The organism is Granulicella sibirica (assembly GCF_004115155.1).
Taxonomy (GTDB): Bacteria; Acidobacteriota; Terriglobia; order Terriglobales; family Acidobacteriaceae; genus Edaphobacter; species Edaphobacter sibiricus.
Window position 1 is genome coordinate 647,469 of sequence record NZ_RDSM01000003.1, and the last position, 13,765, is coordinate 661,233.

Annotated in this window: 13 protein-coding genes; 5 read left to right on the top strand and 8 right to left on the bottom strand. The window is 63.0% G+C overall.

All coding sequences use genetic code 11. The annotated features are described in order from the left end of the window. Positions 1-48 precede the first annotated feature (48 nt). The 3 genes from larC to GRAN_RS19280 all read left to right on the top strand — a co-directional run bounded on the left by larC (position 49) and on the right by GRAN_RS19280 (position 3,254). Positions 49-1,389 carry a nickel pincer cofactor biosynthesis protein LarC gene (larC, locus tag GRAN_RS19270; protein ID WP_128914662.1) on the top strand — a complete coding sequence of 447 codons (1,341 nt, stop codon included), beginning with the start codon at positions 49-51 and terminating at the stop codon, positions 1,387-1,389. A 5-nt stretch (positions 1,390-1,394) separates the two neighbouring features. Beyond that, the gene (larB, locus tag GRAN_RS19275) at positions 1,395-2,159 is read left to right on the top strand and encodes a nickel pincer cofactor biosynthesis protein LarB (RefSeq protein WP_128914663.1); all 765 of its coding nucleotides are present in this window, start codon (positions 1,395-1,397) and stop codon (positions 2,157-2,159) included. A gap of 78 nt (positions 2,160-2,237) precedes the next feature. After that, a complete protein-coding gene (locus tag GRAN_RS19280; protein WP_128914664.1) occupies positions 2,238-3,254 on the top strand; it encodes an aldo/keto reductase in 1,017 nt (338 codons plus the stop codon). A gap of 61 nt (positions 3,255-3,315) precedes the next feature. Here GRAN_RS19280 and GRAN_RS19285 read toward each other — a convergent pair whose 3' ends face one another. The 6 genes from GRAN_RS19285 to uxaC form a co-directional block, all read right to left on the bottom strand. After that, a complete protein-coding gene (locus GRAN_RS19285; RefSeq protein WP_128914665.1) occupies positions 3,316-4,092 on the bottom strand; it encodes an SDR family NAD(P)-dependent oxidoreductase in 777 nt (258 codons plus the stop codon). A gap of 18 nt (positions 4,093-4,110) precedes the next feature. Continuing rightward, entirely contained in the window at positions 4,111-4,605 is a 495-nt protein-coding gene (locus GRAN_RS19290) for a gluconokinase (RefSeq protein WP_128914666.1), read from the bottom strand. Between the two features lie 16 nt (positions 4,606-4,621). Then, the gene (locus GRAN_RS19295) at positions 4,622-5,884 is read right to left on the bottom strand and encodes a tagaturonate epimerase family protein (protein WP_128914667.1); all 1,263 of its coding nucleotides are present in this window, start codon (positions 5,882-5,884) and stop codon (positions 4,622-4,624) included. 114 nt (positions 5,885-5,998) lie between these two features. Continuing rightward, entirely contained in the window at positions 5,999-7,276 is a 1,278-nt protein-coding gene (locus GRAN_RS19300; RefSeq protein ID WP_128914668.1) for a nickel-dependent putative hexonate epimerase, read from the bottom strand. A 50-nt stretch (positions 7,277-7,326) separates the two neighbouring features. Then, positions 7,327-7,845: a cupin domain-containing protein gene (locus tag GRAN_RS19305; protein WP_128914669.1), complete on the bottom strand. Its 519-nt coding sequence runs from the start codon at positions 7,843-7,845 to the stop codon at positions 7,327-7,329. Between the two features lie 36 nt (positions 7,846-7,881). Then, on the bottom strand, positions 7,882-9,297 hold the full coding sequence (gene uxaC, locus GRAN_RS19310; RefSeq protein ID WP_128915111.1) for a glucuronate isomerase: 1,416 nt from the start codon (positions 9,295-9,297) through the stop codon (positions 7,882-7,884). 157 nt (positions 9,298-9,454) lie between these two features. On the opposite strand from uxaC, the gene GRAN_RS19315 reads away from it, so the two are divergent. Beyond that, positions 9,455-11,635 (top strand): beta-N-acetylhexosaminidase, encoded by a 2,181-nt coding sequence (locus tag GRAN_RS19315; RefSeq protein ID WP_128914670.1) that lies wholly within the window; start codon positions 9,455-9,457, stop codon positions 11,633-11,635. Here the strand turns inward: GRAN_RS19315 and GRAN_RS19320 are convergent. Next, positions 11,632-11,919 carry a hypothetical protein gene (locus GRAN_RS19320; protein ID WP_128914671.1) on the bottom strand — a complete coding sequence of 96 codons (288 nt, stop codon included), beginning with the start codon at positions 11,917-11,919 and terminating at the stop codon, positions 11,632-11,634. The two genes, GRAN_RS19315 and GRAN_RS19320, sit on opposite strands and share 4 nt — an antisense overlap. 107 nt (positions 11,920-12,026) lie before the next feature. Further along, complete coding sequence (locus GRAN_RS19325; RefSeq protein WP_241655021.1) at positions 12,027-12,998, bottom strand: dienelactone hydrolase family protein; 972 nt, start codon at positions 12,996-12,998, stop codon at positions 12,027-12,029. Positions 12,999-13,043: 45 nt separating this feature from the next. Here GRAN_RS19325 and GRAN_RS19330 point away from each other — a divergent pair, with 45 nt between their 5' ends. Next, positions 13,044-13,613, top strand: coding sequence for a GNAT family N-acetyltransferase (locus tag GRAN_RS19330; RefSeq protein WP_241655022.1), 570 nt, complete (start codon positions 13,044-13,046; stop codon positions 13,611-13,613). Positions 13,614-13,765: the final 152 nt, after the last annotated feature.

A 13,765-nucleotide genomic window follows, 5' to 3' on the forward strand; every position in this document is an offset into this window, starting at 1 on the left:
ACTCGGCAACACGGGCCAGGAGCGTGCGCCGCATGAAAGAATGGCCGCATGCGAATCGCTTACCTCGATTGCTTCGCCGGTATCTCTGGCGACATGTTTCTCGGAGCCCTCCTCGAAGCCGGTGTGGCCCCCAAGGTCCTGCACGATGCGACCTCCGCCATGAAGCTTGGCGCCTCGCTGAAGATCGAGACCGTCGACCGCAGCGGCATCTCCTGCACCAAGGTTCACGTGCTCGAAGGCGAAAAGCTTGCCGAGGCTGTCAGCGGGCTCCCGGAACAAGCCCATCGCGAGCCGCATCAGCACCAGCCGAAGACCCAGCATCTGCATAAGGGTGGCCACGCCCATACGCATGACCATCCTGTTTCCACCACTTTCTCAGACGATTCCCACAACCATGTCCACACTCACGAGCATGCCCACGGACGCTCTCTCGGGGTGATCACAAGGCTCATACAGGAGAGCGGCTTGCACGCCGAAGTGAAGGCGACGGCTTCAGCAATCTTTTCGTTACTCGGGAGTTCGGAGGCCAAAATCCACAACGTACCCGTTGAGGAAATCCATTTCCACGAGGTCGGCGCGGTGGATGCCATCGTCGACATCGTCTGCGCCGCCGCCGGTATCCACGCGCTCGGGGTAGGGAAGTGGTTTGCTTCGCCGGTGAACGTCGGCGGAGGAATGGTCGACTGCGCTCACGGACGCTTCCCCGTTCCCGCGCCCGCGACCGCAGACCTCCTGCGCGGCCTGCCGACCTACTCGGCCCATATCCAGAAGGAACTCGTCACGCCCACCGGCGCGGCCATCCTGCGCTACCTCAACCCCACGTTCGGACCACAGCCGCCTATGCGCGTGGGCTCGATCGGGTATGGCGCCGGCACACGCAATCCCGAAGGCTTTCCCAACGTTCTTCGGCTTTCCGTCGGCGAGCAGGAGGAAGGGGCCAAGCAGACCGATCAGGTCACGGTGCTCGAGACCGCCATCGACGATCTCTCACCCCAGATCCTCGCCTATGTCACCGAAGCGGCGCTCGCCCAGGGTGCGCTCGACGTCATGACAACCGCCGTCCAGATGAAGAAGGGCCGCATGGGCACCCTCATCACCATCCTCGCCGACGAGGCTCACGCTCCCGCGCTCGAACGCCTCCTTCTGCGCGAGACCAGCACTCTCGGCGTCCGTATCCGGCAGGATCGCCGCTCGTGCCTCGACCGCGCCCACACGAGTGTGACCACGGCTTACGGCGACATCCGCATCAAGGTCGGCTCGCGTGACGGCGAGGAGTTCAACGCCGCGCCCGAGTTCGAGGATTGCCGCGCCACCGCCGCCCGCCACAACGTGCCCGTGAAGCAGGTCATGCAGGCTGCAACCGCCGCGTACCTCAACAGCAAGGCCTGAGCAGCATGACGCCTACCTCTATCCTCGATCTTCTCGCCGACGTCCAGCGCGGCGACGTCACCCCGGAGCAGGCGTCCGCGCGCCTCGCAAGCCTGCCCTTCGAAGATATCGGCCACGCCCGCATCGACCACCACCGCGCCCTCCGCACCGGCCTTCCGGAGGTCATCTACGCGGCTGGAAAGACCCCGCAACAGGTCGCCGAGATCTTCTCCCGCATGGCCGCCGCTGGGTCGGATGTCCTCGCCACCCGAGCCGATGCGGATGCCGCCTCCGCTGTCCTCTCGCTGCATCCGGACGCCGCCTACGATCCCCAGGCCCGCACCATCACCCTGCGCCAGACCACGCCGCCCGAGCCGCGCGGCCACGTCGCCGTCCTCTGCGCCGGAACGAGCGACCTTCCTGTTGCCGAAGAAGCCGCCATTACCGCCGAACTCTTCAACGCCCGGGTCACGCGCCTGTATGACGTCGGTGTCGCCGGCCTCCATCGGTTGTTAGCCGTTCGAGATCAGCTCGCCTCCGCGCACGTCGTCATCGTGTGTGCCGGAATGGAAGGCGCGCTACCCTCGGTCGTGGGAGGCCTGGTCGGCGTTCCGGTCATCGCCGTCCCCACGTCGGTCGGTTACGGGGCATCCTTCGCCGGGGCCGCCGCGCTGCTCGGCATGTTGAACTCCTGCTCGCCCAATGTGTCTGTCGTCAACATCGACAACGGCTTTGGTGCGGCCTACACCGCCACCCTCATCGCCCGCGCCTCACATCGCGATCCCGCGTAGCCTCAGCCCCCGCGCCTCGCATCCAACCCTCCATACGGCACGACACCCCACTCCCACACGGGAGCCCATGGAGCCACGATGGAACGCAGAGACTTTCTCAAGACAGCCACCGCCGCCGGAGTTGCCGCGGCCGCCGCTGGATCCAGCCTTCCCGCCGCCGCAGAAACTCCCGCCGTCACACGCCCACAGTCGCCCGACATGATCTACCGCCAGCTCGGCACCACCGGCGAGACCGTCTCCGCCATCGGCATGGGAGGCTTCCACATCGGGCAGCAGCCCGACCCCGCCGAGAGCATCAAGCTCATCCGCACCGCCATCGACGGCGGCATTACCTTCATGGATAACTGCTGGGACTACAACGACGGCATCAGCGAGGTCCGCATGGGACAGGCCCTGCGCGACGGCTACCGCTCCAAGGTCTTCCTCATGACCAAGATGGATGGCCGCACGAAGAGCGAGTACAACAAGCAGCTCGAACAATCGATGGGCCGACTTCAGACCGACGTCATTGACCTCGTACAGTTTCACGAGATCATCCGTATGGAAGACCCTGACCGCGTCTTCGCGTCAGGCGGCGCGCTCGAAGCCGCGATGGCCGCCAAGCAGGCCGGGAAGATCCGCTACATCGGCTTCACCGGCCACAAGGATCCCGCCGTCCACCTGCGCATGTTCGAGACCGCTCAGAAGCACGGCTTCAAGTTCGATACCGTGCAGATGCCCGTCAATGTCATGGACGCGCACTTCCGTTCGTTCACCCACGAGGTGATGCCGGTCGCGCTCAAGCAGGGAACCGGTGTTCTCGCGATGAAGACCTTCGGCGACAAGATCCTGCTGCAGAGCAATACCTTCCAGCCGATGGAAGCGCTGCATTACGGCCTATCGCAGCCCGTCTCGGTCGTGATCACCGGCATAGATCGCATGGAGATTCTGGAACAGGCGCTCACAGCCGCGAAGACCTTCAAGCCCATGTCGCAGACCGAGATGGCAAGCCTTCTTGTACGCACCAAGGACGCAGCCAGCGAAGGCAAGTACGAACTCTTCAAGACGACGCCGCACTTCGACGGGACGGCTGCAAATCCCAAGTGGCTCGGGTAACTCCATCGCAAAAGAAAAGGCGGGCCGACTATCTCAGTCGACCCGCCTCTTTCCATGGAACTTACTGATTCACGCCGCTAGCCAGGAACCCGCCATCGACAACAAGTATCTCGCCCGTAACAAAAGCCGAAGCATCGCTTGCAAGATAGATCGCCGAGCCGACTAACTCGTCCGTCTTACCAAACCGCCCCATCGGCGTACGCATGCGAAGCTCCTTGCCGCGTTCGCTCTTATCGAGAAGCTCCGCGTTCAACGCCGTCCGGAACACACCCGGCGCAATCGCATTCACAGTCACGCCCTTCGCACTCCACTCCACCGCGAGCGACTTTGTCAGCGCGCCAACCGCCGCCTTCGAGCAGGCATACGCGGTAACCTCTTTGAGGCTCACGAAGGTATTCAGCGAAGCGATATTGATGATGCGTCCATAGCCGCGCTCGAGCATGTGACGTCCGAAGATCTGGCATGCGCGCAGCGTACCCGTGACGTTCGTGTCCATGATGTCGTCCCAGAGGTCCTCGGGAAAGTCGACGGTCGGCGCACGCTTGATCTTGCCCGCGCAGTTGATCAGGATATCGACCTGCTTGAACTCCTTGAGCGTGCCTTCGAGCAGAGCCTCCAGCGAAGCCCTGTCGCCCACATCGGAGGTCAAACGCAGTGCCCTGCGCCCCTTCGCCTCGATGGCCGCGGCGGCTTCATCGACCTGTTCCTGCCGCCTCGAGGTCGCGACCACATCCGCGCCCGCATCCGCGAGCCCAAGCGCCATCGCGAGCCCGATGCCTGACGTTCCACCAACCACCACCGCAACCTTACCGTTCAAATCGAACAACGAACTTCCCATCGATCTCTCCCGTCCTTCTTAACTCGTTTGCAGTTGCCCGAGGATGCCGTCCACCACCTCATCCGGCGTCCTGTCGTTTACCGCGTGGATCGCGTCCTTGGGGTTCTCAAGCGTCGCGAACTGGCTATCGAGCAGCTTCGGGTTCATGAACTCGTGGTGCCGGTGCGCCAGCCTCTCCGCGAACAGCTCCTTTGAACCCTCGAGGATGACGAACTTCACCGACCCCTCCGGCATGCCCGCGGCAAGCGTCTTGCGATAGCTTTCCTTGAGAGCCGAGCAAGCCAGCACACCCTTGCCCGCGCCACCAAACCAGCCCTTCAGCACTCCGTTCAGCGTTTCGAGCCAGGGCTGTCGATCTTCGTCCGTCAGGGGCTGTCCCGAGGCCATCTTCTGCTTGTTGGCAGCCGAGTGGTAGTCGTCCCCGTCCGCGAACGCGGCGTCCATCTTCTTGGCGAGCAACGTCCCGATCGTCGACTTTCCCGAACCCTGCACGCCCATCATCACAACGATCATCGCAGCCTCTTTGCCTCTACAGCCCGAGAAACACCGGCTTGATATGCCGCTCGAAGAGGTTCGTCGTCACATTGCGCGCGACGCTCTCCTCGTTCTGTTCGAGCGCCGTCAGATACCGGTCGCCCATCTTCGCCGCGACCTTGAAGCCAACGTGCAGCAACTGCCGGAAGCTCTGGTTGTAAGCCTTGTTCGATTGATCGTGGCGGAGCGCCGACGTGAACTGCTCGCTCGTCCAGCCGTTCACCTCGTCAGGCTTGGGAAGCGCCGCCGAGTCGATGTTGATCACGCTGGCATATGGTGCGCACAGCTCGTCGGCATGTGCGAACGCCTCGGAGTACACCTCTTTGGCGATCTCGAGTCCGGACCCGCCGGCTTCGGCCAGTCCAATCAACTCCTCGAGCCAGGTCGTTCCCGCTGTCTTCAGGTGAACGCCCGCTCCGAACTTCTTCACGCCATCGTGAATCGCCTTATAGATGGAGAACTTATCCGAGCCCGAATGGACACTGAGCTTGAGGTTCGCCGGCAGGCCGTACTGCTTGATCGCATACGCAATCGCCGCCAGGTCCTCTTCGAACTCCTTGGTGAATTGCGCCACATCCCCTACATAGTCGACGCCCTTGTTGAAGCGGCCGGTAAACTTCGGCGCGATCGTCTGGATCGGAATCTTTTCGTCCGCGATCGCCGCGAGGATAATCAGAAGCTCCACGGGAGTCTGCGGGTAGTCGGTCTCATCCATCGAAACCTCAGGCACGAACCGGCCCGCGCCCTTGAACTCCAGCAGATGCCGGTAGATCCTGCCCGCATCCTGCACCGCCGCCAGAAACTTGTTCGCGACGCACCGGACGAACTCCATATCCGTCTTGAACGGCTCGTCGATCCCCGGAATGATGACCTCGCCCACAAGCTCGCGATGCCGGTGGACGAACGCCGTCACCTCCTCCACATCGGCCGCTTCGCCGATCTTGTCCGCGACATCCAGCGTGAAGAAGTCGCACGGCTCCATGAAGCGCTCGACCGTCTTCAGGTTGATGTGGTCGGCGTCGAGGAAGTACGGTTTGGTCCAGCCAAGCTCCTTCACCGCCTCGTCCGCCGCAATTCTGGTGTCCTTTGGCTCCGAGCCGATGATCGTGTGCTCCCGGTTGGACTTGTTCCACACCGGCACCACCTCGACTCCTGCATCCTGCGCCAAAATGCAGGCGGCCAACTGCGCCTTCGCCTGGTGCGCAAACCGGTCGCCGACGCCGACCGAAAACTTGGGAAGCTGCAATGCGTCACTCATGTGCCGTCTCCATGACCCTGGCGCTGTCCGCGCCGCTTAATGGTTCTACCACTTTAGGCCGACCCCAAGCATACCGCTCAAAAGCGCTCCCGGCAAATGTCCTATATTCCTGCCCTAGTCAAGAAACCGTCCCCGGTAGGCCCACAGCCCAAGACCCGGGTTCGAGATGAAGAAGATCTCCTCGCCGTCGACCATGTTCCACCCGTCCACGAGCTTGGTTACGTCATATTTCGCGGAATATTCGGCCAGGTCGCCGTACTCGAAGTGCGCCGCTTCGATCTCCTCGCGCGTCAGGTGACCCGGACAGTAGCGGATGGTGAACCGCCCCTCGCTCGACCCGTGAATCAGGTGCGCCGCCGCGCTCAGGTTCCCCGCGAGTGCCGGATCTTCCTTAACCGCGGCAAGCGTCGCCGGCGTGCCGCAGTAGCCGTACTTGCGGATCAGCGCATCGATCGCCGCATCCTCGCCAAACTCATGCACCCCCAGCGCAAGCACGATCAACTCCGCGTCATCCGCCAACGCCATCCGCGTCCGGTAGACGCTCTTGTTGCCGAGCCACGTCGAGCGGAACTCGTGCGGATCGAGAAAGACGACCGCCTTCTTGATCTCGCGATCCATCATGAGGAAGTTGCATTCGAGGCTCAGCTTCGCGGCAAGCTCGAAGCACTCGTTGTCGTCCCCGATATACATCCCGCGAATGACGAGCTTGCCCTCGGCGTTCTTGTTCACGACAGTCTGCACATAGACAATCTGCGGCAATCCACCCGTGAAGTGTTCGCTGGCATAGTTCAGCACACGCCGCACCGGGGTATCCGCGCGGCCCATCATCCGCTCCATGCCGTACACGGCGCCAAGGAAGTGCGAGCGATGAATTCCCATCACGCCGCCCGTCCCGACGAAGATGTTCTTCGACCCGTTCGCCATACCGACGACTTCGTGCGGAACGACCTGCCCGATCGACAGGATGAGATCATGCCCGCCATCCCGCAGAAGCTTGTTCACCTGCGCCGGCCACGTGTAGTCGAGCTTGCCCTCGCTCACCTCGTGCATGAACTCGCCCGGCACCTCGCCCAGCGTCACGATGTCGTTGCGCCAGTCATGCACGCGAAACAGCCCGCGCGGAGTAGCCCCGAACATTGTGGCGATCTCGACATCCGTCATCGGCTTATGCGTGCCGAGCGCGGGCAGCACGTCGACGAGCCTGTCGCCGAAGTACTCCCACGCATACTCCGTCAGGACGCCGCTCTGCGAGTGCATCCGGGTAAAGTCCGGAGGAACTGCAAGCACGCGTTTGCGATCGCCAAGCTGCTGCAGCGCGCTGAACAGCCCTGCCTTCACCTCGGCGGCAGATAACTCCGTCGTCGCCGAACCGGCGCTGAAAAACAGACTCATACCTTCAAACCTCATGCTTTTTGAAGCTGATAACGATGCTACGCCTGCGCTCAGGCTTCCTTCAGAAACTCCGTCCTGTACTTCGGAGCGAGTTCCTGAGCCTTCTTCCCGAATGCAGCCTGCTCTTCCTTGCTGAGCGGTGGCGGAGGCGTGGTGCGAGTGGGAACCCGCACGCCAACCTCCAGGAAGAATTCCTCCTGGCCTGCTGGAGCGCAGAGACACAGAAGCCGCACAGGCTTGTCCGACGCGTTATGGAACTGGTGCGGAGCATTGGCCGGAATATGGATCGTCTCGCCCGCATGCACCGTCGTCTTCTTCCCCCGGAAGGTCGCAACCATCTCGCCTTCGAGCAGCGTAAAGGTCTCCTCGAAGTCGTGCCGATGCGGCGGTGGCCCACCTCCCGGCGGGATATGCATGTCGATGAGGCAGAAGCTCCCCGCCGTGTCTTTACCCGTCAGCAGAAGCGTGTACGTGTCGCCAACGAGGCCGATATGCGGCAGATCGCCGTCTGCCTGGGCAAGCACGAGAGAACGGCTTAGATCGTCGGGCGGAAGCGGTGTCGTATCCATGGAAGTCTCCTCAGTCGTCTGATGCGAACGCTCGGCCTACAGCTTGTACGCCTTCCGCACCAGCCCAACCGTCAGATCATTCGCCACGGCAAATGCCTCATCCTCATCCAGCCGATGCTCCGCCACCAGCCGCCCAAGGAAAGCGCAATCAATCCGCCGCGCGACGTCATGCCGTGAGGGAATCGACAGCAGTGCACGCGTGTCGTCGTTGAATCCGACCGTGTTGTAGAAGCCGGCAGTCTCCGTCACCTGCTCACGAAAACGCATCATGCCTTCAGGCGAATCATGGAACCACCAGCTCGGCCCAAGTCGCAGCGCAGGATAGTGTCCCGCCAGCGGTGCAAGCTCGCGCGAGTAGCTCGTCTCATCCAGCGTGAACAGGATGAACGTAAAATTCGGCTCGTTGCCGTACTTGCTCAGCAGAGGGCGCAGGCTACGGACGTACTCGGTCGGCGCAGGAATATCCGCGCCTTTATCCCGCCCGAACTTCTCATAGACAAGCGAATTATGGTTCCGCACGCTACCCGGATGAAGCTGCATCACAAGCCCGTCCTCGACGCTCATCCCGGCCATCTCGGTCAGCATCTGCGCCTGGAAAAGCTCGACGTCACGCGCCTCGGGCCTCCCGCTGTAGATCCTTTGGTACAGCCGCGTCGCCTCGTTCAGCGGCAGGTCCGCTGTCATCGCCGTCAGGTGCCCGGAGTCGGTCGCCGTAGCACCCTGCGCGATGAAGTATTCGCGGCGCTTCCGCAAGGCGTTCAGGTATCCCTTCCAGTGCGTCACATCCTCACCCGTCATCTCGCCCAGCGTCTCGATGTTCTCCTTGAATCCCGCAAACTCCGCATCGATGACCGAGTCCGGACGGAACGTCGGCACCACCCGCCCCTTCCACCCCGAAGCCTTGATTGCTTTGTGGGAGTCCAGCGGATCGATCGCAGGATCGGTCGTCGCCAGCACCTCGAGGTTGAACCTCTCGTACAGCGCGCGCGGCAGAAACTCCGGCGTCTGGATCGCCTTCGCGATCACGTCGTAGTAGTGATCGGCATTATCCGGCCCAAGCCTGTCGGTAAACCCGAAGAGCGTTGAAAACGAGTAGTCCAGCCAGAGCCGCGTCGGCGTCCCGCGAAACAGGTAGTAGTGCTTCGCAAAAATCCGCCACACCTCGCGCGGGTCGATGTTGTCGGCGGCATGCGGATCACCCTTCGCTCCCTGCTGCGGGACCCCAAGTGACTCCAGCGGCACGCCCTGCGAGTACAGCATGCGGAAGACATAGTGGTCGGGCTGAATAAACAACGCTGTCGGGTTGGCGAACGGCTTGTTCTCGGCAAACCACTTCGGGTCCGTGTGCCCGTGGGGCGAGATGATCGGCAGGTCCTTCACCGCCTCGTACAGCTTCACCGCAACGGCCCGTGCCGAGCCATCGGCCGGGAACAAACGATTCGCATCCAGCATTTTCTTCACCTCTCCAACTTTTTCAGGCGCGAAGGGCAATCCTCCGCGTCAGCCATAGAAGCCTATCAAAGTTGTCGGACCTCTGGTAGATTCCTCCAACCAATTTCACGGTACCCTCACGCCGGGACGCCCACCTCGATCATGTACCGTTATCTCCATGGTCTTCTCCCGCCTCGGCGCCTGCCTGCTTGCTCTTTCCGCCGCCTCCGCTCTAGCCCAAAGCGCCTCCCTCCATCTCATCCCGATGCCCCGCGAGGCTTCCGCCGCAGCCGTCCAGCCCATCCCCAGCGGCGTCAAGATCACCTGCCCCGGATGCGATGCCAACTCCGAAGACCAGTTCGCCGCTGACGACCTCGCCCAGACCCTCCAGTCGCGTGGCATCCCCACCACCGGCTCCAGCGTCACCATCCAGATCACCCGCAAGGGCTCGTCCGACTTCAGCCCCGCCATGAAGCCCGAAGGCTACACCATCGGCGTCAACGGCCACACCCTCACCGTCACCGGGGCCACCGCATCGGGCGTCTTCTACGGCGTCCAGACGGTCAAGCAGCTCATCGAAGGCAGCGGAGCCTCCGCCGTACTGCATGAGGCGACCATCCGCGACTGGCCCGCCATGAAGTATCGCGGCCTATCCGACGATCTCTCCCGCGGCCCCGTCCCTACACTCGCCTTCCAGAAGAAGCAGATCCGCACTCTCGCCGCCTACAAGGTAAACCTCTTCTCCACCTACTTCGAAAACACCTTCACCTACGCCTCGAACCCCCTGCCCGCCGCACCCAACGGAGCCATGACTGCCGCCGACGCCCGCGAGCTCTCGGCGTACGCGGCGAAGTATCACATCGACGTCGTCCCCGAGCAGGAGGCCTTCGGCCATCTCCACCACACACTCGCGTGGGAGCAGTACCACGAGCTCGCCGAGACCCCCCACGGCGCGCTCCTCGCCCCCGGCCAGCCTGGCTCTCTCGTCCTCATCAAGCAGTGGTTCGCCGAGCTCGCCGCCGCCTTCCCCAGCCCCTTCCTGCATCTTGGTGCTGACGAGACCGTCGACCTAGGGGTCGGACAGACCAAGCCCGATGTCGACGCCCGCGGGCTCGGCGCCGTCTACCTCGACTACATGCAGCAGATCGTGACTGCGCTCAAGCCGCTCAATCGCCGCCTGCTCTTCTGGGGCGACATCGCGCAGGATTCGCCCGCTCTCGTCAAAGCCCTTCCGCAGTCCTTCAAGGACGCCACCATCGCCATCGCCTGGACCTACAACCCCGACCCCCGAGGCTTCGCCCGCTACATCACGCCCTACACCAACGCTGGCATGGAGACCTGGGTCGCCCCCGGCGTCAACAACTGGTCGCGCCCCTACCCCAACTGGAACTATGCCTTCTCGAACATCCAGCAGTTCACCAGGGATGGCCAGAAGCTCGGCGCGGACGGCCAGCTCAACACCATCTGGAACGACGACGGCGAGGGCCTCGAGGACAACGACTGGTACGGCGTCCTCTTCGGAGCCGCCGCCGCCTGGCAGTCCGGCGAATCCTCCATTCCCGCCTTCCAGCAGAGCTATGCGCAGGTCTTCCACGGCGAGGCCGGCGGCCTGCTCAACCAGGCCCAGATCGAACTCATGGCTGTCCACGCCCTCCTCAAGGAGCAGGCCAAGGTCGGCGACGGCTCCAACGGCCTCTACTGGCTCGACCCCTTCTCGAAGGACGGCATGACCTACGCCGCCAAGCTCCGCCCCTACAACCGAGACCTCCGCCTCCACGCCGAAAAGGCCCTCACCCTGATCGCCCAGGCCCGCGCTTCCGCTCCCTGCCCCGACGTCATCCCCTCCTGCCACGCCCGCGCAGTTCGCGCCGAAAGCGGCGTCGACGACAGCCTCGCGCCCAACCCTGCCCAGGCTTACCCCTCGGCCCCGACATCCCTGCGCGAAACCGACGCCATAGATGCCCTCGAACTCGGCGCACGCCGCTTCGACATGATCGGCATGAAGTTCCAGCTCGCCGACGAGATCGCCCAGGGCTACCAGCGCGCGCAAACCGCTCTCGCCAGCACCGACCCCAAGATCCACAAGACCGTCAGCCGCGAACTTGGCGATATTAACGGAGTGGACGGCCGCATCCAGGACATCAAGGACGCCTACGCCCTGCAACGCGATCTCTACGCTCAGACCTGGCTCCGGACCAACCGCCCGTTCGCGTTGCGCCCCGTACTCGCGCACTACGACTCCGCGATCGCCCTCTGGATCAGCCGCATGGACAAGGTTCGCAGCGTCCAGCGCCAGTACGCCGACTCGAAGACGCTCCCACCCGCCTCCGACCTCGGCATCCCACCAGCCACGTTCTAAGCCGGATTCATCTTCCGGTCCACAACAAGCACGCAGTCATTCACCAGCAGAAGCTCCGGCTCAGTGAGCTCTTCCCGAGCAAACGCGCGCACATCCTTCAGCGCGATCAAAAGAACGGCAAGCCCCTCAATACCCGGCTCCTGCATAGGGTAAGCCGGAAGAAGGTACCGCAGCGCGGTCAGTGCGCGGCGATCGCACCATGCTTCGGTAAGCCACTGGAGAGCGGCAAAAAGTTCCTGGTCAGTCTTGGTCGTGTCTTTCGGTGCGGCTGCGGTGGTCGTCATCGGTCGGTCAAAATGCTCGTTTCTAGCCTGGTCGCGGTCACCCGCGATATGTCTCGCTTAAGGGTAAGGGCCAAGCCGAACGGATGCAACCCGCCTTGACGCGAGCCCTACAAGCTTCCCGCATGCATGTCCTTCATGTCGTGGCACATCGGAGCCGCGTCGGCAGTATTCTTTGCCTGACCCTTGCTCGAGTTCGCCGGCGCACCGAGCTTCGCCATGGGCATCGTGCTCACCTGCTTCAGCACGGAGAGCATCTTGGCCAGCGCCTGCTCACGGGCCTTCTTATTCGCATCCGTTGCAGCCGGATCCTCACCCGCCCGCATGAATCCGTGTCCCGCCCCGTCATACGTGGCGACCTCATACTTCTTTCCCGCCGCCTTCATCTCGGTGATCGTGCTCGGCACGGTCGCCCCGATGCGCGCGTCGTTGCCGGCATAGAAGCCATACACCGGCGCCGTGATCGACGTCACATCCGGCGGAGGAGGCCCGTAGAAGACAAACGCCGCCGAAAGATCGTGCCGATGCGTCGCGAAGGCAAAGCTCTTGCCCCCGCCCCAGCAGAACCCCGCCACCGCCGTCTTGCCGTTTGCAGCCGGAAGCTTCTTCCCATAGTCTGCGGCGGCATCAAGATCGGCCGTCACCTGGGCCGGATCGAGCCCGGAAACTGCCTTCACCACCGCATCCTGGTCCGGATAGCTCGGAGTCCCCGAGGCGTTCGGTCCAGAGCCGCCTGAAAGCAGATCCGGCGCGATCACGATGTAGCCTTCGCCCGCGAGTTCGTCCGCCATCTCCTTCGCCCAATCCGAGAGGCCGAAGATCTCGTGAATCAGCACCACCACCGTAGCCTTTTGTTTCACTTCCGGGTACACCACGAACGCCTGAAGCGTCCGGTCGCCATGTTTCAGGGTGGCGTACTCATGATGGCGCGGCGAGGCTTCGAGGCGGGTCTTCGCCCAATCCTGTGCGTGGGCGCTCGCGCACAGCAAAGGCAGGGCAAACGCGGTAGCAAGAAGCTTCAGGACAGAGCGGCGGGCGGGCGTTGACATGGGGGGAGTGTAGCCGACCTGCAAGCTGCTCACAAGATTCTCCCGGTGAACATTTTTGATGGCGTGACGTCTATCCGAATGCTTAGACTCATCTTCATGTCGATCCCGTCGATCCACGTCAAAGTCATCGTCCCCGAAGAGATCCCAGCGGTCGCTCAGCTCATCGGTGCCTCGGTGCGCGGCCTGCAGACCGGCGACTACACCGAGGAGCAGCGCGAGGCAGCACTGGCCACCGTCTTCACCGTCGACAGCCGCCTCGTCCAGGACGGAACTTACTTCGGCGTCGTCACCGACGACGGCACCCTCGTGGGCTGCGGCGGCTGGAGCGCCCGCAAGACGCTGTACGGCGGCGACCACCAGGTGGAAGAGGTCTCCGAAGACTTTCTCGACCCAGCCACCGATCCCGCGAAAATCCGTGCGATCTTCGTCCATCCCGACTATGCCCGGCAGGGAATCGGCGGACTGCTCCTCCGTGTTGCTGAAGACGCCGCGGCAGCCGAGGGCTTCCACCGTTTCGAGATGGCGAGCACCCTCACAGGACTCCAGTTCTACTGCCAGTCGGGCTACCGGCCTCTCGAGCAGATTCGCGTCCCGGTCGCCGACGGACAGGCAATCGAAGTCGTCCGCATGCGCCGCCGCGTCGGCTGAGCCCCGGCATTGAGGGCACCTTTCCGCCATCGCGGGCATCTGATATTGTGTTGCTGCTTTTCAGAGCTCGCGGCAGCCGGAATCGCAACTTTTTGGGGCGATTCGAGTTTCTATAAGCAGGCTGAATGCCACTCCGACAAAGGGTGGGGCGG

Bases quoted from the DNA above. Each gene is read 5' to 3' on its own strand.
- GRAN_RS19330 (WP_241655022.1), top strand. From the start codon at position 13,044: ATGCTTAGACTCATCTTCATGTCGATCCCGTCGATCCACGTCAAAGTC.
- GRAN_RS19315 (WP_128914670.1), top strand. From the start codon at position 9,455: ATGGTCTTCTCCCGCCTCGGCGCCTGCCTGCTTGCTCTTTCCGCCGCC.
- larB (WP_128914663.1), top strand. From the start codon at position 1,395: ATGACGCCTACCTCTATCCTCGATCTTCTCGCCGACGTCCAGCGCGGC.
- GRAN_RS19280 (WP_128914664.1), top strand. From the start codon at position 2,238: ATGGAACGCAGAGACTTTCTCAAGACAGCCACCGCCGCCGGAGTTGCC.
- uxaC (WP_128915111.1), bottom strand. From the start codon at position 9,297: ATGCTGGATGCGAATCGTTTGTTCCCGGCCGATGGCTCGGCACGGGCC.
- GRAN_RS19300 (WP_128914668.1), bottom strand. From the start codon at position 7,276: ATGAGTCTGTTTTTCAGCGCCGGTTCGGCGACGACGGAGTTATCTGCC.
- GRAN_RS19320 (WP_128914671.1), bottom strand. From the start codon at position 11,919: ATGACGACCACCGCAGCCGCACCGAAAGACACGACCAAGACTGACCAG.
- GRAN_RS19295 (WP_128914667.1), bottom strand. From the start codon at position 5,884: ATGAGTGACGCATTGCAGCTTCCCAAGTTTTCGGTCGGCGTCGGCGAC.
- larC (WP_128914662.1), top strand. From the start codon at position 49: ATGCGAATCGCTTACCTCGATTGCTTCGCCGGTATCTCTGGCGACATG.
- GRAN_RS19290 (WP_128914666.1), bottom strand. From the start codon at position 4,605: ATGATCGTTGTGATGATGGGCGTGCAGGGTTCGGGAAAGTCGACGATC.
- GRAN_RS19285 (WP_128914665.1), bottom strand. From the start codon at position 4,092: ATGGGAAGTTCGTTGTTCGATTTGAACGGTAAGGTTGCGGTGGTGGTT.
- GRAN_RS19305 (WP_128914669.1), bottom strand. From the start codon at position 7,845: ATGGATACGACACCGCTTCCGCCCGACGATCTAAGCCGTTCTCTCGTG.